18 protein-coding genes are annotated in these 20,735 nt (G+C 38.8%); 6 read left to right on the top strand and 12 right to left on the bottom strand.

Going from position 1 to position 20,735, the window contains the following annotated elements; genetic code table 11:
• Window positions 1–36 precede the first annotated feature (36 nt).
• Window positions 37–1,497 (top strand): N-acetylglucosamine-specific PTS transporter subunit IIBC, encoded by a 1,461-nt coding sequence (gene nagE, locus A6E04_RS19470; RefSeq protein WP_012552024.1) that lies wholly within the window; start codon window positions 37–39, stop codon window positions 1,495–1,497.
• Window positions 1,498–1,612: 115 nt separating this feature from the next.
• On the opposite strand, the gene A6E04_RS19465 is transcribed toward nagE, so the two are convergent.
• The gene (locus tag A6E04_RS19465) at window positions 1,613–1,906 is read right to left on the bottom strand and encodes a hypothetical protein (RefSeq protein WP_017023142.1); all 294 of its coding nucleotides are present in this window, start codon (window positions 1,904–1,906) and stop codon (window positions 1,613–1,615) included.
• A 222-nt stretch (window positions 1,907–2,128) separates the two neighbouring features.
• On the opposite strand from A6E04_RS19465, the gene A6E04_RS19460 reads away from it, so the two are divergent.
• Both A6E04_RS19460 and A6E04_RS19455 read left to right on the top strand, forming a co-directional pair.
• A complete protein-coding gene (locus A6E04_RS19460) occupies window positions 2,129–2,806 on the top strand; it encodes a response regulator transcription factor (protein ID WP_012552026.1) in 678 nt (225 codons plus the stop codon).
• The gene (locus A6E04_RS19455) at window positions 2,787–4,142 is read left to right on the top strand and encodes a HAMP domain-containing sensor histidine kinase (RefSeq protein WP_023604002.1); all 1,356 of its coding nucleotides are present in this window, start codon (window positions 2,787–2,789) and stop codon (window positions 4,140–4,142) included. The genes A6E04_RS19460 and A6E04_RS19455 overlap by 20 nt, the downstream gene beginning before the upstream one ends.
• Here the strand turns inward: A6E04_RS19455 and A6E04_RS19450 are convergent.
• From A6E04_RS19450 to cmoM, 6 genes are all read right to left on the bottom strand, one after another.
• Window positions 4,139–4,756: a DNA-J related domain-containing protein gene (locus tag A6E04_RS19450; RefSeq protein WP_023604003.1), complete on the bottom strand. Its 618-nt coding sequence runs from the start codon at window positions 4,754–4,756 to the stop codon at window positions 4,139–4,141. The two genes, A6E04_RS19455 and A6E04_RS19450, sit on opposite strands and share 4 nt — an antisense overlap.
• A 74-nt stretch (window positions 4,757–4,830) precedes the next feature.
• Window positions 4,831–5,163, bottom strand: coding sequence for a hypothetical protein (locus A6E04_RS19445; protein WP_023604004.1), 333 nt, complete (start codon window positions 5,161–5,163; stop codon window positions 4,831–4,833).
• A gap of 144 nt (window positions 5,164–5,307) precedes the next feature.
• Window positions 5,308–9,780, bottom strand: coding sequence for a chromosome partition protein MukB (gene mukB / locus A6E04_RS19440; protein ID WP_065612152.1), 4,473 nt, complete (start codon window positions 9,778–9,780; stop codon window positions 5,308–5,310).
• Window positions 9,777–10,520 (bottom strand): chromosome partition protein MukE, encoded by a 744-nt coding sequence (mukE, locus tag A6E04_RS19435; RefSeq protein ID WP_023604006.1) that lies wholly within the window; start codon window positions 10,518–10,520, stop codon window positions 9,777–9,779. The genes mukB and mukE overlap by 4 nt, the downstream gene beginning before the upstream one ends.
• Window positions 10,501–11,838, bottom strand: coding sequence for a chromosome partition protein MukF (gene mukF / locus A6E04_RS19430; protein WP_017023136.1), 1,338 nt, complete (start codon window positions 11,836–11,838; stop codon window positions 10,501–10,503). The genes mukE and mukF overlap by 20 nt, the downstream gene beginning before the upstream one ends.
• Window positions 11,839–11,863: 25 nt before the next feature.
• Window positions 11,864–12,643, bottom strand: a complete 780-nt coding sequence (cmoM, locus tag A6E04_RS19425; RefSeq protein ID WP_017023135.1) for a tRNA uridine 5-oxyacetic acid(34) methyltransferase CmoM — start codon at window positions 12,641–12,643, stop codon at window positions 11,864–11,866.
• A gap of 134 nt (window positions 12,644–12,777) precedes the next feature.
• Here cmoM and elyC point away from each other — a divergent pair, with 134 nt between their 5' ends.
• On the top strand, window positions 12,778–13,641 hold the full coding sequence (gene elyC, locus A6E04_RS19420) for an envelope biogenesis factor ElyC (protein WP_017023134.1): 864 nt from the start codon (window positions 12,778–12,780) through the stop codon (window positions 13,639–13,641).
• Between the two features lie 75 nt (window positions 13,642–13,716).
• Here elyC and kdsB read toward each other — a convergent pair whose 3' ends face one another.
• Genes kdsB through A6E04_RS19395 form a run of 5 tightly spaced genes read right to left on the bottom strand, consistent with a single transcriptional unit; the run spans window position 13,717 to window position 19,722 of the window.
• Complete coding sequence (kdsB, locus tag A6E04_RS19415; protein WP_017023133.1) at window positions 13,717–14,466, bottom strand: 3-deoxy-manno-octulosonate cytidylyltransferase; 750 nt, start codon at window positions 14,464–14,466, stop codon at window positions 13,717–13,719.
• Complete coding sequence (locus A6E04_RS19410; RefSeq protein ID WP_017023132.1) at window positions 14,448–14,645, bottom strand: Trm112 family protein; 198 nt, start codon at window positions 14,643–14,645, stop codon at window positions 14,448–14,450. Before A6E04_RS19410 ends, kdsB begins: the two co-directional genes overlap by 19 nt.
• Window positions 14,626–15,633 carry a tetraacyldisaccharide 4'-kinase gene (gene lpxK, locus A6E04_RS19405; RefSeq protein WP_065612151.1) on the bottom strand — a complete coding sequence of 336 codons (1,008 nt, stop codon included), beginning with the start codon at window positions 15,631–15,633 and terminating at the stop codon, window positions 14,626–14,628. The genes A6E04_RS19410 and lpxK overlap by 20 nt, the downstream gene beginning before the upstream one ends.
• A complete protein-coding gene (gene msbA / locus A6E04_RS19400) occupies window positions 15,633–17,381 on the bottom strand; it encodes a lipid A ABC transporter ATP-binding protein/permease MsbA (RefSeq protein ID WP_017023130.1) in 1,749 nt (582 codons plus the stop codon). Before msbA ends, lpxK begins: the two co-directional genes overlap by 1 nt.
• A 34-nt stretch (window positions 17,382–17,415) precedes the next feature.
• On the bottom strand, window positions 17,416–19,722 hold the full coding sequence (locus A6E04_RS19395; protein WP_065612150.1) for a DNA internalization-related competence protein ComEC/Rec2: 2,307 nt from the start codon (window positions 19,720–19,722) through the stop codon (window positions 17,416–17,418).
• Between the two features lie 6 nt (window positions 19,723–19,728).
• Here A6E04_RS19395 and A6E04_RS19390 point away from each other — a divergent pair, with 6 nt between their 5' ends.
• Window positions 19,729–20,253: a DUF2062 domain-containing protein gene (locus tag A6E04_RS19390; RefSeq protein ID WP_012552039.1), complete on the top strand. Its 525-nt coding sequence runs from the start codon at window positions 19,729–19,731 to the stop codon at window positions 20,251–20,253.
• Between the two features lie 272 nt (window positions 20,254–20,525).
• A complete protein-coding gene (locus tag A6E04_RS21390) occupies window positions 20,526–20,693 on the top strand; it encodes a hypothetical protein (protein WP_017023128.1) in 168 nt (55 codons plus the stop codon).
• Window positions 20,694–20,735 lie beyond the last annotated feature (42 nt).

Here is a 20,735-nt window from a genome sequence, read left to right as displayed (position 1 = left end):
TTAAAAAATACGAAATTTTACTTTAAGGAATACAATATGAATGTACTTGGTTATATGCAGAAAGTAGGTAAGGCGCTGATGGTTCCCGTCGCTACGCTACCTGCTGCTGCAATCTTAATGGGTGTTGGTTACTGGATGGACCCAACAGGCTGGGGCGCAAATAGCGTACTTGCTGCATTTCTAATTAAATCAGGTGGCGCTATTATCGATGTAATGCCAATGCTATTTGCGATTGGTGTTGCGTTTGGTTTAAGTAAAGACAAAAATGGTTCAGCGGCACTTGCGGGTTTTATTTGCTTTACTGTTGTTACTACCCTTTTATCTCCAGCGGTTGTTGCTCAACTTGAAAGCATTCCATTGGATCAAGTTCCTTCTGCATTCGCAAAAATCAACAACCAATTTGTTGGTATTATTGTCGGTATTATTTCTGCTGAAATTTACAACAAATACTCAACGGTTGAACTACCAAAAGCATTAGCTTTCTTTAGTGGTAAACGTCTTGTTCCTATCCTGACATCGATTGCTGGTATGGCATTATCATTCGTTCTTTTATACGTATGGCCTGCCATTTTTGACGCCCTAATCTCTTTCGGTACTCAACTTCAATCAATGGGTGCAGTTGGTGCTGGTCTGTTCGGTTTCTTTAACCGTTTAATGCTTACAGTTGGTATGCACCATGCCCTTTACCCTGTATTTTGGTTTGATGTTGTTGGTATTAACGACATTCCAAATTTCTTAGGTGGTGCACAGTCTATTGCTGATGGTACTGCGGTTATCGGTCAAACGGGTATGTACCAAGCGGGTTTCTTCCCTATCATGATGTTTGGTCTGCCAGGTGCAGCTCTGGCTATTTACCATTGTGCAGAAGAACGCAATAAAGCCGCTGTTTTCTCTATCATGCTTGCAGCAGCAATGGCGTCATTCTTTACCGGTATTACAGAACCTCTAGAATTCAGCTTTATGTTCCTTGCTCCATGGTTATATTTAATTCATGCAATCTTAACGGGTATTTCTTTATACATCGCTGCAAGTATGCATTGGATGGCAGGTTTTGGTTTCTCAGCAGGTCTTGTTGATTTCGCTTTATCAACTCAGAATCCATTGGCGGTTAAGTGGTACATGCTTATTCCACAAGGTCTTGTATTCTTTGTTCTTTACTACACTATATTTAGATTTGCGATTAAGAAGTTCAACTTCCTAACTCCGGGTCGTGGTGAAGACATGAATAAAGATGATTCTGTAGAAGAAAACATTACTGATGTTGCCACTGCGTATATCGAAGCAATTGGTGGTTCAGAAAATATCCTAGAAGTAGATAACTGTATTACACGTCTACGTTTAACCGTGAAAGATTCAAGCCTTGCTGATAGCGACAAACTTAAATCTCTTGGTGCCATTGCAGTGGTTCCAATGGGTAAAGGTGGTCTGCAAGTTATTATAGGCTTAGGAAAAGTGGATAGAGTCGCTGCAGAAATGAAAGTGATTTTAAAAGCCTAACTTCATAATGTTCGTACCAGATATTATGTAAGTGCAACTCAAGAGTCTTAATTATTCCCTCTTTAAGGCTCTTTATGATGTATTTATACACGAAGCATTGTTACTCATTAGTTATCTATTCTTTATCTGATACACACTCGATTGCTGAGTAGGCTTCTTGCTCATTCATTCCTGAGCCATAAGCGCCACAATGCTGACATTCACATTGGTATATTTCAGCAGTAAAATGGTAGCAATTTAACTCTTTATTCCCACATTCAGGGCAATCTACCACTTTCTCTAAAAATTCACGTTTAAGTGCTTTTTGTTCTTGTTGCTCCCTAAAATATTGGGTTAATTCAAAATTGAATTGCTTTCCTACCCCATTATTTGGGTTCTCTTTAGGATAATCATCAAAATAACGACTCACTATATTTAATCCATCAGTAAAATTCAGTGATGTAGTTATATTAAAATAGTTGCCATTTCACTAGATACCAAATGTAAACTTTGCCCTTCTTTCCACAGAATTCAGAAAAACACGTTAATTTGATTTTAAGGCACACAAGCTCTCTTTCATTTACGTTTTAACTTTTATGAATTCAAACTTATTTATTGTTACAATAAGCCGACTTAACATAGAGATAAACAAATGAAAATACTGGTTATAGAAGACGATCAAACCACTCGCGAATTTATCGCAAAAGCGCTTGAACAAGAAGGGTTTATCGTTGATAACTCAGGAGATGGAAAAGAAGGCTTAATGATGGCCATCAGCTGTGAATACCAATTAATCGTATTGGATCGTATGTTACCCAATATTGATGGTTTAAAAATTCTCTCTGCGATTCGAGCAACAGGAAATAATACGCCTGTACTGATACTTAGCGCGTTAGACAGCGTAGACCAGCGAGTTGAAGGCTTAATTGCAGGCAGTGATGATTATCTAACTAAGCCTTTTGCCTTAGCGGAATTATTAGCCCGAATTAATATCATTCTCCGTCGTAATCGACCAATCGAAAGTTTCTCTAATGAGATAAAAATCAATAATCTCCTCATTAATTTGCGGTCTCAAAAAGTCACCATAAATAACAACGCCATCTCTCTACAAAATAAAGAGTTTATCTTATTACGTTACTTAGCAGAGCACGTGAACGAAGTTGTCTCTCGCATGCGTTTATTTGAAGCGGCATGGGATTATCACTTTGATCCTAAAACTAACGTTATTGATGTGCATATTGCTAAATTACGTAAGAAACTAGAGCAAGGCGGAGCGATCAATTTAATCGAAACCGTTCGTGGAGCGGGTTATGTTATTAGACAAGCGTGATGAACTTTATCGTTCTTCTATTCTAAAACTGCTGATCTGGTTCGCTATCGGCCTATTTTCAATGATGGCACTATTACTGTATCAACTGTATTCAACCTCTGTAAATTTATATAATAAAAATCTAGATGAATGGCTACAAGCAGAAACATCGCAACTTCAAACGATTGCAAAAACCGAAGGCATAGAAGCGCTTCATCAAAGTATTAGCAATGTTAATAACAGCAGATATATTTACCAACTGGTTAATCATGCGTATCCCGCACCGACAGACACTTCGGCGACCACTTACCCTATCATTGCCCAAATAAAGCAGTATCAAGCTCAAAATAACCTACCAGAAATGAGAGCAACAAAAATTGAGCTTTCTGACGGTTCTGAATTAACCATAGGTATTGACCAAGAACGATATTTACATTTTAAAAACCAATTAGATTCATCCGTGATCTGGGGGACATTTTTTCCTTTTATTGCGTTATGCTTGATCGCGATTCTTATTGCCGTTTACATTCTTAAACGATTAAACCTTGTTAACCAAACCATGAATCGAGTCATGTTAGGCGAACGAAATGTTCGTTTAAAAGTTGGGCCTGATATGAATGAATTTGATTTACTGGCTCTGCATTTAAATAATATGTTAGAACAAATGGAAAGCAGTGAATCCAAATTAAAATCATTAACCGTCGATATTGCTCACGATCTTAGAACCCCAATGAGTCGTATAAAACTAAGAATTGAAGACCTATTAAACGATAAAAACCTATCAAATAACCATCAAATACAGCTAGATAACATTCAATCTGATTTTTCATTACTCTTGGATACGTTCAATGGAATGATGGAGCTTTATCATTTAGAACACGTCGGTACCCCGATAAATAAACAATCTTGTGACTTAAGTAAAATTGTTCGTGATGCGATGGAATTTGCAGAACCAATGGCACATGATAAACAACAAAAGCTGTATTTAACGGTAGAGATGCCCTGCCCATTATATGCAAACCCTAGTCTACTTTTTAGAGCCATATTTAATATCATTGATAACGCAATTAAATACACTCATGAAGGTGGGGTCATTGAGGTGATTGTCGATTGCTTTGGTGTGGTAGTGGCTGATAACGGTGTGGGCATAAAGCCAGAAGACAGAGAAAGAGCATTAGACCAATTAGTTCGTTTAGATCCAAGTCGAACTGAGCATGGGTTTGGTTTAGGATTAGCCTTGGTTAAAACTGTCATGAAAATACACAATGGCAAAATCAGTTTAAGTGATAATTACCCTGGTTTACGCGCTCGTTTATTATTTGATGACACATTAAATAAACAGGCATCAGATAATTAACGCAGCACATTCCATGCTTCACACATCACCCTAAACTGTTCAGCATTGCCCGACTCTCTATCTGGGTGGTGCTGCATGGCTAATTTTCGCCATTGTTTACGGATTTCTTTTTCAGTTGCACTTTCTGATAATCCAAACCGTTTTAATGCTTGAATACGATCCATTGATGATGCATTCGTCCCACCCAAATACCGGCGATAATTATTCCAAAATTCGTTTAATAAGCGCTGTACTTCTCCCTCTTCGACTTGATAATTAATCCAATCTAAATAATATTCACGTAAGGGGTGTGCCGCATCAATCGTCTGTTGGTTGTTTTTGGTTTCCAGCTCAGAGAACAATTGAATGTTCATCGCTTCAACTTGTAGCCATTGCTCTGGATATAACTCTGTTTGCAACTGATAAAGCGCATTCATGATTAAGAAATTACGCTTAAACAAATCTTTATCTATACTCTCATCCAGTTGTTTTAATAAACCTTTCTCGATTAAATAAGCAGAAAGTGTGTGTACCTTCCACGCCTGATTCAATTCTTGTAAAACCTCAAATAAAGGCCATACAAGGGGATTTTCAAACTGACCTTCATTTTGTTCTACGCTTTTATTGTCTGTCATTTTATATCCCCTTTAATCTAATTATCAGACGCTTAATCAATATCAACATTGATTATTTACTTAGATAAACACCATTATTTGTTATGTTTTATCTGTTTAATTAAGTGATTCATGATCCAAACGCAATATAGAGTAAATATAATAACACCACTCATGATCAGCGCCATTCTGATCCAAGGTTGCTCAGTCGCTAAACGATAGTCTGCTATGTGATAAATAGTAGGAAGCCACACCGCAAAGACCCCAATAACAAGGCCTGCTTGTAGCATTCTAAATACAAATTCTTTATTAAAAAACAGAGTAAAAGGAAGTAAAAAAAGCACAGAAACAACAATCACATTCCCTTCTCGTAAAAAGTGAGCAGCCATTATCCAATACGCTAAAAATACAATCATTGTTCGCCACATTGATGATAATCCTCTATTTCTTGGTTTGTTTACTAAAATACAAGTTCGGATTATACCTTTTCGAGCTCATACCTGCTTAGGAATTAGTCATAAAAAATGGCAGTCATTTCTGACTGCCATTTTATTTACAAACTTAACTCACTGTTACTCAGCAATCTCTGCTTCTTCCAGTGTTTGTTGAGTTCGACTTGCCGCTGTTTCTTGTCCAAAGCCTTTCAAGCCAACCACATGAACGTGCTCGCGATCTTTGAAGATCTTACGAACCAGCTTATAAGTCGTCCCTTTTTCTGGGCTAATGTTTTCTGGTGCCGCGATTAATAATTGCATATCCAGGCGCTCACATAACTCGAATAGGGTCGCGATAGATTTACCATCTAGACGCGCCGCTTCATCCAAGAACAATAGACGACAAGGCATAATGTCTTTACTACGAAGACGACGAGATTCATCTTCCCAACTTTGGATAACCATCAGTAGGATCGCTTGACCTGTACCAATCGCTTCACCTGTTGATAATGCACCCGACTCTGCTTGTAACCAACCATCAGTACCGCGATTTACTTCAATGTTTAGTTCTAAGTAGTTACGGTAATCCAGTAACTCTTCACCCAATGTCTGTGGTGAACGTTGACCAACATCGATGTGTGGGTTGATACGTTGGAATAATTTTGCAATCGCTTCTGAGAACGTAAAGCGGGGGTTACCAAATAAGTCTTGGTGCTGTGCTTGATGCTCAGACAGACCAGCAAGTAGCATCGCGTGGGTTTCACGGATACCTACGTTTAGACGAACCCCCTTAACTTGACCAAAACCAATTTGAGATAAGCCTTGGTTTAGCATGCGAATACGGTTTTGCTCACGTTGAATCGTTTTACGAATAATACTCGCCACACTTTCAGAGCTTAATGCTAAGCGATTTTCACGAGACGTTAGTTCTTCAGTCAAACGACCAAGCTCTGTTTCCATCTCTTCAATTGCTTCAACTGGATCATCCGTATGAATGATATCTTGGCGAATACGCTCACGAAGATGTTGATAAACAGCAATGTAGAACAGAACTTTACGCTCTGGCTTACTTGTGTCTTCAGACGCTCGTAATGAATCACGCAAGTCTTCATTATCAGCGACAGCTAGACGAAGCGCACCCAATGATTTATCCGACATTGAACGCAGTTCTTCCGCACTTAAATACGCCAATTCACGTTTATGCAGACGACGCTCTACATCATTTTCACGAGCTAAACGTAGAACTGAACACCAACCCGCTTTTGCATTAACCACAAAGGTACGTAAATCTCGGTACAGTTTTTCAACTTTACGAGATTGTTTAACTAAGCCTTTAATCTCAAGTTCGTTTGATGTGATTCCTTTTTCAAGCTCACTCTTACGACCACGAGAACTGTGTAGACGCTCGTTTAATTCGCCCTTACGAACTTCAGCACGTTCTAGCGCACTTTGGTCTGCATGAACACCAAACTCTTGCAGTTCACGCTTAAATTCTTGAACCGTTTCTTGTTTCGCTTGATGTGAGCTCTTAAGCGACGCCATTACTTGGTTGTATTGGTTTGCTTGAGCTTGTGATTGTTTTTGTTGCCCTTTCGCTTTAGTTCGCGCTTGTTCTGCTTGTACTAATTTAGCTTTAAGTTGTTCATTTAGTTCACTGCTCTTATTAAGCAATGCGACTGCATCTTCATAACCAAAATGATGACGACGCTCAACTAAATCAGAAATAGCAAACAGTTGAGCTTTAATACTTTGCAATTGTGCATCAATTTGCTCATGTTCAGCTTTTAATGCATCAAACTGCTCAGGATCCACTTCTAGAGCACGTTGCAGGTTTTCTAATTCTGCAATCGCTTTGCCATTTTGACGTAGGAAACTTTCTGCTTCTGATACTTGCTCAACTTGCGCGCTGATCTCTTCAAAGCGCTCAGTGATGGTTTCATCTTCAAGTACGTTGATGTGTGGTGCTATTTTCGCTAATTGAGACAGTGCTTCTTTAGACGTTACCATTTGCGATTTATGTTGTTGTTCAGTCGCTACAAGCTCATTTAATTGACGACTTGCTTGTGATAATTGCTCACGTGCTTTTTTCAATTCAACTTCTGGATCGGCATCAAACGCCACAGCAAGGTGTGTCGATACAAAACCATTAAAGCTTTGGTATAGACGTTGCAGTTTTTGTGAATCAAACGCGGCTTTCGCGTGCTCTTCAACGGCAATTTCACGCTCTTCACGTAATGTGTCTAAACGCTGCTCACGAGCGGCACGACCAAACAATGGCAGCTCAGGGAAACGAGAATAACGCATTTGACGATCATTTAGATGAACACAAACAGCATTTTCCATTTCATCAGCATCAAATACACTGTCATCAAACGCGTCAATATCGCCTTCAATGATGTAAAGGTCATCTGGGCAATCATCAAGATCAACCAATTTCTCTTTAATACCAGATAAGTCAGAAACAACAATAGCATGACGAGCTGGACCGTAAAGCGAGCTGAAATACGGTGCATCACTTAACGTAATATCATCATAAATTTCAGAAAGCAGTACGCCACCTAATGTATCTGCAAGACCTTTAAGACGAGCATCACCACTACCACCAGGGGCAGCTAAGCGTTCAATTTCACCATCTAACTCTTCTTTACGAGTAGCAAGACGATCTTTATTGGTTGAAAGTACACGTTCGTTTTCTAGCGTTTCTTGCATTTGGCTGATAACCATGTGGCTATCTTCTAACTCAACACCGCATTGGTCATTCAGTTTATGCAACGCATCATTACCTGCGATCCATTTTGGCGCAATGGATTCTAAGCGCTGAGTTTCAGAACGAAGTTGCTGTTCTTGACGTTTTAGCTCTGAGCGTTTATCTATAATGTTTTCTTGTTGCTCTTGAACCGTCTCAAGCATCTCTTCATGACGAGCTTGTTCTTCTTCAAGTATGATTTCAGAATCAACCGTGATGTTAAAGCGTTTTGCGTATTCAGCCGCTAATTCTTGAGCTTGGCGTTGTAAACGAACCGCACGCTCTAAATCTTTGTACTGTGCTTTAAGTTGCTCAGCACGCTCTGCAATATTGCTGAACTGGCGAGCTTGTTCAATTAACGCTTTTGCTTTATCTGACGCTTCGCTGCGCTCAACATGACCTGCAATTGAGGTAACTAATGCCAAGCCACGTTCAAATTGTTGAACCGCCGCAGAAGACAAATCCAACTTATGTTTAATCGCAAGAAGTGCGGTTGTTTGTCGCTCTTCTTTTGCTTTTAACTCAGATTGAAGATCTATCGCATTGTTTTGCGTTAGTTCATCATTAGCTGTCAGCTGTTGTGCTTTTTCAAGGGCTTTAACCGCTTGTTGATATTGAAGCGCACGAGTCTGCTGCATATCCAACGCTTGTTGGTAATCGGCAAGTTGTGTTTTAAGGCTATCAACTTCTTCTTCTGTTAATTGCGCTTGCTCTTCTGACATTGCAAGTTGTTCAGCGGCTTCTTCCACCACCATTACTTGCTCTTCTAAACGCTCTGTCAGCTCTTCTAGATCTTCAGAATAACGCTCAATCTTCTCTTGTTGGCGAACGGCTGTTTGCACTAATTGAAGATGATCAGATGCAGCTTGATAATCTTGCTCTAAGCCTGATTCAGAATCCGTTAATAAGCCTAATTCACCCTGCATATTATTCAATACAGAAGATAAACCCACCAAGCTACTTTGTGCGTTCATTAACTCAACACGGTGCGTTAATGTTTGCTCTACTTTCTTACGGCGATCATTTGCATGACGCATGTAATCAGACGCAACATAGTTGGTTGATTCAGTAATTAAGTGCTTAAATAAATCACGATCAGTCTGCGTGGTTTTAATCGCTTCTAACGTCATGCGGTTTTCACGCAGTGCCGCTTCCATGTCTTGGAACGCTTTTTTCACACCACCATTCTGAGGCAGTAGATAATCACGTAGAGAACGCGTGATTGCACTTGAGATACCGCCGTATAAAGACGCTTCAAGTAAACGATAGAACTTAGAACGATCACTGGTATTACGAAGTTTTTTAGGTAAAACACCGTAATCAAACATTTGTGCGTGGTAATCCGTCACTGAATTAAACGCTTTGAACTGAACACCTTCATAACCAGCTACAATGTCTTTTACTTCATTGATTTGACGAACACGAGCTTGATTATCAGACACTGCCTCGATCATTAAATCGGTTGGTTTTACATGACTTGGCAAACCAACAATAATGAACGGTTTGATGTCTACTTTCTTATCACGGCCAGCAACCTGCTGTAATTTAACCGCAAAAAGAACACGTTGATTGCGTGAGTTTACAACGTCTAGTGCGGCATAACATGCACCCGGCTTTAATTTACCGTGTAAACCTTTATCACGAGACGCTTGTGAGCTACCCGCTTCCGTTGTATTACGGAAATGAAGTAATGATTGATCTGGAATTAGAGTCGTAATAAACGCGGCCATTGTGGTCGATTTACCGGCACCGTTACCACCAGAAAGCGTCGTTACTAGATTATCAATATCAAAGGTACGCGCAAAAAAGCCGTTCCAGTTAACCATGGTGAGTGATTGATATTTACCACGTTCAATCATGCTCATGCATCACCTTCCAATTCTAATTCATGCTGCTCTTCTGCAGATGTTTCACTTAATTTTTCATTTTCATCAAGATCGAAGCTAGATTGACTCGATTCTTCATTGTGAATCACAACGGCTTCACCATCGCGGATCAAGCGTAATTGTGCTTCTTTCATATCATCATTAGAACGAACATCAGCACCAAAGCGGAATACGGCTTCACTGATACGGAATTTACCTTGCTCGCCAACTTGAATGATCATACCAAGGCGCTTTAAACGACGCAGTGAAGTACGAACTTTATCAAATAGCTTTTCTTTATCTAAATCTGAACCTGATGCACGGTTTGTTACTAATTTCATTAGCTTTTGTTCATCAGCTAACACTAATAGCTCATCAAACAGCTCTTGGTTAGTAAAGATACCTTCATGAGCCAAACGCTCAGGACTTAGGTATAAGAAACACAATACTTTACCAACAAGCATATCAACTTCAGCTAATACACTACGAGCAATTAAAGACGTTGAACGTGGACGCAAGTAAAAGAAGCCTTCCGGTGCTTTTACTAATTCAGCATGATAACGTTGGTAGAACATACCTAACTCATGTTCAAATTCACGTAACAACGCATGATTATCTAAATCTTCGCTGGCAATATGGCGGCCAGAACGCAATAAACTGTCTAATGCTGGGAATAATGGATTAGCAATCGCTTTTGCTAACTTCTCAGGCATAAATTCTTCAATATTTGTCAATGACATTTGCTTGTACCTTCGCACCGAATTCGTTAATAGACTGCCAGTCAGGTTGAACGGCTTGGAAATCGGCTTCTGAATAACCGAGACGCACCGCTTGATCTACCACTAAACGGGCAAGATCAAAGTGCTGAGAATGAGGATGAATCGCTAGATAATCTTTAAGTATCGTACCTAACTCAATCGCTTCACCAGTGTCTTTATGACGTTGTAGCATTTCACTGACCTGTTCAGCTAAGAGATCCGCAATAACGGTCAGCTCTTCAAATTCCATTTCTTCAGGAACAATGCCTGTTACTTCGTCATCACGTAGCATAAGAGCTTCATCACGCATATCATGTAAACGCTCTGTATCTGCGTACGTTAATAACCATGGCGCATCAAAATACCCTTTTACAGAATCACGCAGACGCTGACTAAAGGCACGGTTTTTATCCATATCAATTGCAGTACGGATAAATTTATGTACGTGTCTATCGTAGCCAATCCATAGATCGATAGCTTGTTGTCCCCAACTCACAATACGATCCAACTTCATTTGTAATGAATACAATAAGGCGTCGATAAACTCTAACTCTTCATTACCATAAACAATTTCTTGAATATTCAGTAATTCAGTTTGAAGTTGATCGCCCGCCGCTTGCAGTGAATCTTGTAATTCACGTAGGTTACCGGATGTTTCATCCAATAGCTTTTCACAACTTGAAATCGCTTCACGCCAATTTTGATTTAACAGCTCAGCGATTTCTTCTTTTACTGATTGCTGTTGTTCATCCATTACTCGTTGGTTTAGATCGATACGATCAAAAATTTCACCAACAGAGTATTTCAAAACACCAAAAACATTTTTACGCCAATGTTTTGCTTCTCCGCCTTTTTCTGCGGCTTGTGATGCTTTTTGAATTTCTTCCGCTACCATCGCCAATTGAATAGAAAGCTTCAATTTAGAGAATTGACGATGACGAACGTAATAGTCGGTAATACCAATCGCTAATGGCGTGAGACGGTAGATGTTCATTCCATCCGTACTTTCACCACTAAAACGGCTAATTAAACGTTGTTTTACTAATTCATTGATTGCATTGTTCGCACGAAAAGCAATGGTGTCATTGGATTGTCCAAATAACCCACTAATGATTCCAAACGCATCGTGAAGTTCACCTTCACCCAGTTCATCATCAAATCTTTCATTACTGAGAACAGCAATGGCCAACAAAAATGCCAAACGCTCGGTCGGCAAGTTCAATGAGAAATCGTGCTGCTTTACCCAGCCAACCAGTTCATCAACGGTTTGGTCTGTAACAGCATTAGAAAACTCACTCATTGTGTATCCTTTGTGTACATCATTATTATTTTCTCTTCGCCCATACGTGAATATAACGACCAAGAGACAGATAAGGTTCTTGACGGCATAACTGTTTTTCTAGCTTCAGCACGTCTTCGATTTGGTAATTCCCCATGTATTCCATGTTACCGATGTAATCATGAAAAGAGCGAATACCCGATTTTCCCTTTATTTCATACCCAGAATCTTCAATCCACTGATAAACATCATGTGGCATCAACCCTTTTTGTGGTTGTAACTTAAACCGTTTTCGATGTGGCATGCCATCTAAAACATGAGGAATATTGCCACAAATCACATTTTTCAATACTAAACCATGGTGATTATAAAACATAATAGAAGCATACCCACCAGATTTAACTTGTTTCAATAAAATATCCAATGCTGTTTTCGGATCATCTAGCCATTCCATCACGGCATGGAAGAGTAGAATATCAACCTTACCGACTTTATGCTGTTCAATTTCTTGTACTGCCGAATGAATAAATTGATACTGAGACGATAAACCATTATCTTCGACCGACTCTTTCGCTAATGTTAGCATTTCTGAAGATATATCACACAAAGTCACTGTATGACCCTGCTTCGCTATTAATTGCGATATTTGGCCTATTCCTCCACCAGCATCTAAAACCATAAGTGGCTTAGAATTTGCTTTAGTTTCAGCTAAGATGGTTTCCATATCTTGCCATACAATAGTTTGACGGATCTCGCCTTTGTCAGAACCATAAATGTTCTTTGCAAATTTATGGGCGATATCATCGAAGTTACGGTCTTTATTCACAGTGGTTAAGTTATGGTACTATCTATTGGAAACAAGCATTGTCGCATAAGAGCTCATGGAAGTAACAGCATGACGCGGTTTTTTGCTCTCAAGTGGTGATTTTTCATTCTATATAAGCGGTAATAGTCAAAAATATGTTTGAGTTAAAGAAGTTTGTATCATCAATGCTTATGCCCCTACCTGGACTTCTCCTAATTGGGTTCATCGGCTTATTCATTTTATGGTTTTCAAAAAGGAAAGGATTTGCCTCTTTTTTACTGACTCTGTCTCTCGTTGGGATCTTCTTGCTGTCTTTTCAGCCAGTCACTACGCCATTATTAAAATCAACAGAACGTATGTATCCCTCTTTCATCGCACCGGATGTGCCTGTTGAATATGTTCTTGTTCTTGGTAATGGCCATGTTGTAGATGATGAAATATCACCTATCTCTGAATTATCTCGTGCTGCAGTCATGCGATTAACTGAAGGGATCCGCATCTATCGTATGTATCCTGGCGCAAAATTAATTCTTTCCGGCTATAGTGGCGGAACGACCGTCAGCCATGCTCGTATGATGGCTCGTGTTGCACTCTCATTAGGAGTGAACAAATCTGATATTCTTCTATTAGAAAATGCTCGAGATACTCATGAGGAAGCCATTCAAACACTTAATTCGGTAGGGAACAGTAATCTTGTTCTTGTTACCTCAGCAAGCCATATGCCACGAGCAATGGAAGAGTTCCATAATTTAGGCCTAAAGCCGACACCTGCTCCAACGAACTATTTAGCGCATTCAGAAATAAAACAACCTTGGGAGAAATACGCCCCTAAAGCCAAATACCTAGAGCAATCCGAGCGTTTCTGGTATGAACAAATGGGTCGTTGGTTTATGGATCTTAAGAACCTTTTGATTGCAAAAGAAGAACAAGCACAAGCCTCTGATAAAATTGGACTTGAAGATGTTATAAATAAAGTCGATGACATTAAAAATTCATTGCCCTTATCAAACGATAAATAACCTCCATTAGATAATAAAAAAGCACGCCCTTTATTTAAAAAGGTTCGTGCTTTTTTTATCTCTAAAGATAGATCACTATAACGCTAAAATAGCTCGGACTTTATCTAGATCTTCTTGTGTATCAACACCTGCCGCTGGCGCTTCTTTTGCCACCGCGACATGAATTTTTTCACCGTACCAAAGTACACGTAATTGCTCTAAGCATTCTATTTTTTCAAGTACACTTGGCTGCCAATTAATGTAAGTATTAATAAATCCTGCACGGTACGCATAAATGCCGATATGACGCAACAATGGATTCGCCGTTAACGCCTCTCCTTTTGCAAAAGCATCACGGTCCCAAGGGATTGCAGCACGACTAAAGTACAACGCATACCCTTCTGCATCGGTAACGACTTTCACTGCATTAGGGTTAAATACATCCTCTTCTTCATCAATTGTCACGGCTAATGTTGCCATTGGTGCAATTGAGTCAGCTAAATTTTTAGCTACTTGTCGAATGATACTTGGTGGAATAAGCGGTTCATCCCCTTGTACATTCACTACGATTTCATCAGAGGCTATACCACATTTATCAATGACTTCAGCTAAACGCTCAGTACCTGATTCATGATTCGGAGACGTCATGCATACATCGCCACCAAACCCTTTCACTACTGCTTCAATACGAGAATCATCTGTTGCGATAATCACACGATCAGCACCCGCTTTCGATGCTTGTTCATATACCCATTGAATCATTGGCTTGCCACAAATATCAGCAAGAGGTTTACCTGGTAAACGAGTCGATTGATAGCGAGCAGGGATTATGACTGTGAACGACATGACTCAACCTCTTCCATTGTCATACGACGAGCTTCTGGTTCGATCATCACTGGAATGCCTTCTTTAATCGGATAAGCAAGACGATCAATTTTACAAATAAGCTCTTGCTTATCTTTATCGTAATTCAATTTACCTTTACACACAGGACAAGCTACGATTTCAAGAAGACGATAATCCATATTGTTCTTTTACCTCTATAATTTTATTTAATATCTGTTGTGCTTTTTCTTCTGGAAACGAGGCATCAACAGGTAAATACCACCACGATGATTCTGCAAAAGATTGACACTTAACGGCATCTTTTTCCGTCATTATCAATTGCTCACCATATTGCATTAAATTTTTAATTTCTTCTGGTTCGAACGCTTTATGATCCACAAAGCCTTGCGTATGTACAACATCAGCATTAAGTGATGCTAACGTATCAAAAAAACGGGGCGGGTGACCTATTCCAGCAAAAGCAACAAGCTCACCTAAATTTGACACTGATTTTTTTTCACCAGTAACTAAATTAACCGCTTTACTTGGCTCTAATGTCATCGCTATTTCATTTGTCTTTGGTTGTTCGCCGTTACAAATCAAGAAATCGACACTAGCTAATCGTTCGAGACCTTCTCTGAGTGGACCTAAAGGAATAAATGCTTGATTTCCAAATCGACGCTTTCCATCTATAACAATAAACTCGACATCACGTTGTAACGCATAATGTTGTAAACCATCATCAGTAATAACGATATCCACCCCCTGCTCTTCCAGCATTTTAACGGCTTCACTCCGAACTGGAGCGACAGCAACATGGGCTTTAGTCCGTTGTTTTATTAATACTGGTTCATCGCCAGAAATATCGGGGGTTGTCGTATTTGATAATAGGTAAGGATAATGCGGTGCTTTCCCACCATAACCACGAGAAGCAACACCAACCTTCATTCCTTGTAATTGAAGCTGTTCAACTAACCAAACGACAACAGGCGTCTTACCATTACCACCAGCCGTTATATTACCAACAACAACAACAGGAACTGACGATTTATAAGCCGTTTTTTTTCCAGTAAAATAATCCAGTTTTTTCTTGTTTGCTACATATTTAAATAAACAACTCAGTGGCCACAATAGCGGCCACATCAATTTACCTAAAATATGGTTATCAAACCAAATTTTCTCAATCATTAATCACCAAATTGGATTCGATGCAATTGGGCATAAGCACCATCGTGAGCAATCAATTCTGCATGAGTACCACGCTCAACAACTTCACCTTCATCAATAACAAGGATCTGATCTGCACTTTCAATCGTCGATAAACGGTGCGCAATCACAAGAACTGTTTTGTCTTTTTGAAGCTCGTCTAACGCAGATTGAATCGCTTTTTCTGATTCAGTATCCAATGCAGATGTCGCTTCATCAAGAATTAGTACGGATGCATTTTGTAATAGAGCTCGAGCAATGGCGATACGTTGACGTTGTCCACCGGATAGACTCGCGCCATTTTCACCAATCATCGTATCAAAACCATCTTCCATCTTATTAATGAAGTCAGACGCATAAGCAAGCTCTGCCGCTTTCTCTATCTCAGCTCGAGTAAATTTACCTTCGGACGCATACGCAATATTATTCGCAACACTATCATTAAATAAATGCACATTTTGAGAAACTAACGCAAAATGCTTACGAAGATTCGTTAATTTATAATCTTCAAGTCCATCGCCATCTAACGAAATAGTACCCGAATCTACATCATAAAAACGTGTGAATAAATTAGCAATCGTACTTTTACCGGAACCTGAACGTCCAACTAATGCAACTGTTTTTCCGGCTGGTAAATCAAAACTAACACTACGTAATGCTGGTCCTTCAGACGTAGGATAAGTAAACGTGACATCTTCAACTTTAATATCACCATTCACTTTATCTTTAACAACCACACCGTCATCTTTCTCTTTATCCATATCCATCAGTTCAAACAACGTTTGACATGCCGCCATACCTCGTTGGAAATCAGACGTTACGCTTGTTAATCCTTTTAGTGGACGTAATAAGCCGAACATTGCAGAGAACACAACCGTAAAGGTACCAGGAGTTAGCGTTTCTTTAATTGAATCAACACTTGCTAGATATAAAACCGTAACTAAAGCAAAAGAAGCAATCATTTGAATAATAGGATTCGCTAAACCTTGAGCAACAACCATTTTCATATTTTGTTGACGCATATGGTTACTGATCGTATCAAAACGTTCAGATTCAACTTTTTGACCACCATAGCTTAATACCACTTTATGACCTTTAAGCATTTGCTCTGAAGTCGCAGTTAATGAACCCATGGCTGTTTGCATGTTCTTACTGATTTTTCTAAAACGTTTTGAGACATTACCAATAGCGAAAGCCACAACAGGTGCAACAACAACAAGTACTAAAGACAACTGCCAACTGTTCCAAAACATCAAGCCAAGTAAACCAAGTATGCTTGCCGATTCTCGCACAATATTAACCAAAGCTTTACTGGTTGCAGAAGCCACCTGCTCTGAATCATAGGTAATACGAGATAATAATCGACCTGTAGATTCTTGATCAAAATAACTTACAGGCATATGCATAAAATGATTAAAAATATCACGGCGAATTCGCATTACGACATTACTCGCAACCCAACTCATGCAATAACCAGAAACAAAGCCACTGAAACCACGAATAAACATCATAGCTAAGATGATAAATGGCATTTTTTTCAAGAAATCTGAATCCGCGTTACCAAAACCTTCGTCTAAAAGTGGTTTTAGTAATGAGATCATATAAGTATCACTTAATGCATTAATGACAAGGGCAAAAACTGCAACCCCTAGCCCCGCTTTATACAGTGAGATATGAGGCCATAATCGTTTAAACGTTGCCCATGTAGATTCGTCTTTTTCAATAGTCATAAGTACTTATTCTTCATATACAATTACCTTTATTCTACTCTGTATTTAAGTTATCGCCAAATAGCTTTCTGTACCAAACGTGGCTATTAACGGTTGAATAACCTTTAATGAGTAGTTTTTCATCAGAAGCCGTTATTCGTATCTGTCCTAGTTGTGCAGTATCTAACCAATCAATATTCTTTACTTTATGTCTTTCTTTAATCTTTTTACTCGGCAGATCCCAAGGGGTAAACAAGCCACTAGAGACCACTGCAATCTTTCCCCCCATCTCTTTTACCCAGCGCTCAGTCGACGATGAATTAGAACCGTGGTGAGGAACAAGAAAAACATCTACCTTATTAAATTCATTTTGATTTAAGATCAACATTTCTGAAATTGAATCAATATCGCCAGTAAATAAAAACACCCATTTATCAACGGTAAGTTTAACAACACAAGAATGAGGATTGTAAGCCCTTTTAACTAATGTTGGCGGCCACAATACTTCAAACTCCATCATGCCCTCTTTCCACTCAGTTCCCTTTACGCAAGGTAAAGCCTTTGAATCAACTTCACTGCGCCTTACCCACCTAGGTGAAAAATGAGTTAAAAGGTAATCTTTCCCTCCAGAGTGATCACCATCAGAATGACTCAAGATCAAGCCATCTAAGGTTGAAATCCCTCTTTTGTGTAAAATTGGTTCAATTACACTCTCTGCGATACTTCCATTATTCCACTTCATTCCCGTATCATAGAGTATGGTCTTATCCTTTGATTCTATAAGAATAGCTAATCCGTGCCCAACATCTAAAAAATCAACTTGCCATTCAGGTTTTGATTTAGTTACCGCCATTAAGATCATCAATAGAACAAATATTGGCAATATAATTTTAAAAGAGAAAAAGACCATTAATCCTAGGAAAATAATAAGACTAATAATAAATAAACTTATGTTACTTGATAATGATATCCATGACCCTTCAACTGATTCAGCTAAGTGCCATACAGGCAAAAGAGAGAGATCACTTAACTGCCACAATCCTTTAAGCCACTCGCTATCAGCAAAGCTGACAACAACAGCAAACAAAGTTATAGGTACAGTGACCATACTGACCCAAGGAACGGCAATCAAGTTGATTAATGGAGACAAAAGGCTTACCCCTCCAAAAAAATAACTTTGCACCGGAAGTAAAAAAACAAACAAACCAAATTGCACGGCAAGTATCTGTAATATTTTAGTTAAGCGAGGAGATTCCGTATTTTTTATGTATATTTGATAAATATGCAGTGTCGTAAGTACCGTTAATACCGCAGTAAAAGAAAGCCAGAAACTCATAGAGAGTGCGGAAAAAGGATTTATAACTAAACAAAGTAACACGCACCACAATAAAATCTGATGCTTAGGCCATACCGTTCGAGTCATTAATAAACTAGAAACAAATAAACAGGCAATCAGAGCTCTAACCGTAGGTAAAGAAAAGCCGGCTAACCAACCATAAAAAATGGCTAATGCACAACCACTAAAAAGAGGTAGCCATTGCGTTAAGCGTCGTTGAAGAATGTACCGTCCCAGTTTTCCTAACCACCAACCTAACCCGTAAACAAAACCAATATGTAAACCAGATATAGCAAGTAAATGAGCTAATCCAGAATTACGTAACACTGTCCAATCATCAGCGGATATATTACCTTTATATCCAAAGGACAAAGCAAGTAGCAACGGTTGAAACTGTGCTTCGATTGTTTGTTCATATACTTGCAAAAACCATTGAGAGCGGTAACTTTTATTTTCTTCGAATAAAGTGGCATTCTTGATTTTTCCGTAAGCATGGATCCCTTTCGATAACGCGTAATTTTCTAGTTTATATCCCGTTTCGTTATGACGCCCTATTGGAGGTCGAAGTCTAATATCAAAAAGCCACACATCTCCTTGTTGAAATAAAACCGCTTCATCTCTGTTAAGCATCTTCTTTTTATAATCGCGGATTGATAAGCGAAGTAAATGAGTCCTCATATTAGATAGAGATTTACCGTTAATTTCTTTCACTTGAACTAAAATAGAAGAAGTTGGTTCTTTAAACGCAATTAGACTTTGAATTTCACCTTTGATGGTAATATCATGCCCTAGGCTATATATTTCCTTATTTGCACTTTTGTAACGCTCTATATGTAATGCCGATATTACAAGACCGAGCAGTACACCTTGAATGATTCTCATTTTAGACATGCGAAAAGTAACTATATAGCCAAAGTAACATATAACAACTAAAGTAAAGGGCATGTTTGTCGGCCAATAGGCTGACGACAAAAGAATAAGAATCACGACAACGCCTTTTAGACGTACGTCATTTAATAGAAGCATAAACTTATGCCAAGAAAATTTATCAAACGTTTTTTACCAAACCATGAAACCATTAAGCGCCAAAAAGCATTAAAAATATTTGGTAATGTTTTATATAACCCCAATTTATGGTGTTTAAATCGTCGCTCTGCTGCTGGCGCTTTTGCTGTTGGACTATTTATGGCCTTTGTTCCTCTTCCTAGTCAAATGATTATGGCAGCAGGACTCGCTATTATATGCAGTGTAAATTTACCACTCTCGATCGCATTAGTTTGGGTAAGTAATCCAGTGACCATGCCAGTATTATTCTATGGCGCGTATAAAATTGGCGCATGGTTACTATCTACTCCTCCACAAAACTTTCATTTCGAACTGTCTTGGGAGTTTATTGGGTCACAAATGTCAACAATAGGACCTCCATTCCTATTAGGTTGTGCTGTGTGTGCCATATTATCTTCGTTAATCGGCTACTTTGGTATTCGTGGTCTGTGGCGTTATTCTGTCGTTCGTAGCTGGAACAAACGTACTCGACGCTTAAATATTAATCGTTAGACAATTTATCTCTTTTCCTTTCTAACCTCCTAATACTGACAGCAAATATTTGCTGTCAGTTCACATATTTTTATTTTATAAATCCTCAAGCGATCGACTTACTTTTTGTAACAGTAAATTTGAACTCAATCTCACAAATGGATCATATTTAAAATAATGATTTCAAGTACTATCCCATTAAAGGAAGATGTTCTATAAGTAAGAATAATCTTACAGAACAACCATTATAAAAATAGAAACACAGCCTTATTTGCTTGAAATAGGATAAAGAAATGGATCATATTGACGAATGCCCAAAATGTTACTCTCACGAGTTACTCATTTCTGACAATGCTCAAACCATCATTTGTTCAGAGTGCGGAGTTATAAAAAAAGAAGGAATTGAAATAGGAATACCGAATAACTCGCCACAAGAAATAGAAATATTAGAAGCTTCTTAACAAAAAAGCCCATACATATAATATGTATGGGCTTTTTTACTT

It is taken from the genome of Aliivibrio logei, assembly GCF_001691055.1.
In the GTDB taxonomy this organism is placed as follows: domain Bacteria; phylum Pseudomonadota; class Gammaproteobacteria; order Enterobacterales; family Vibrionaceae; genus Aliivibrio; species Aliivibrio salmonicida.
This window is presented reverse-complemented; position numbering and strand designations above follow the sequence as displayed.

Bases quoted from the DNA above. Each gene is read 5' to 3' on its own strand.
- A6E04_RS19410 (WP_017023132.1), bottom strand. From the start codon at position 14,645: ATGGATTATCGTCTTCTTGAAATCGTAGCTTGTCCTGTGTGTAAAGGT.
- kdsB (WP_017023133.1), bottom strand. From the start codon at position 14,466: ATGTCGTTCACAGTCATAATCCCTGCTCGCTATCAATCGACTCGTTTA.
- elyC (WP_017023134.1), top strand. From the start codon at position 12,778: ATGTTTGAGTTAAAGAAGTTTGTATCATCAATGCTTATGCCCCTACCT.
- nagE (WP_012552024.1), top strand. From the start codon at position 37: ATGAATGTACTTGGTTATATGCAGAAAGTAGGTAAGGCGCTGATGGTT.
- A6E04_RS19395 (WP_065612150.1), bottom strand. From the start codon at position 19,722: ATGCTTCTATTAAATGACGTACGTCTAAAAGGCGTTGTCGTGATTCTT.
- A6E04_RS19460 (WP_012552026.1), top strand. From the start codon at position 2,129: ATGAAAATACTGGTTATAGAAGACGATCAAACCACTCGCGAATTTATC.
- A6E04_RS19445 (WP_023604004.1), bottom strand. From the start codon at position 5,163: ATGTGGCGAACAATGATTGTATTTTTAGCGTATTGGATAATGGCTGCT.
- mukE (WP_023604006.1), bottom strand. From the start codon at position 10,520: ATGTCATTGACAAATATTGAAGAATTTATGCCTGAGAAGTTAGCAAAA.
- A6E04_RS19390 (WP_012552039.1), top strand. From the start codon at position 19,729: ATGCCAAGAAAATTTATCAAACGTTTTTTACCAAACCATGAAACCATT.
- msbA (WP_017023130.1), bottom strand. From the start codon at position 17,381: ATGACTATTGAAAAAGACGAATCTACATGGGCAACGTTTAAACGATTA.
- A6E04_RS19455 (WP_023604002.1), top strand. From the start codon at position 2,787: ATGTTATTAGACAAGCGTGATGAACTTTATCGTTCTTCTATTCTAAAA.
- mukF (WP_017023136.1), bottom strand. From the start codon at position 11,838: ATGAGTGAGTTTTCTAATGCTGTTACAGACCAAACCGTTGATGAACTG.
- lpxK (WP_065612151.1), bottom strand. From the start codon at position 15,633: ATGATTGAGAAAATTTGGTTTGATAACCATATTTTAGGTAAATTGATG.
- mukB (WP_065612152.1), bottom strand. From the start codon at position 9,780: ATGAGCATGATTGAACGTGGTAAATATCAATCACTCACCATGGTTAAC.
- A6E04_RS19450 (WP_023604003.1), bottom strand. From the start codon at position 4,756: ATGACAGACAATAAAAGCGTAGAACAAAATGAAGGTCAGTTTGAAAAT.
- A6E04_RS21390 (WP_017023128.1), top strand. From the start codon at position 20,526: ATGGATCATATTGACGAATGCCCAAAATGTTACTCTCACGAGTTACTC.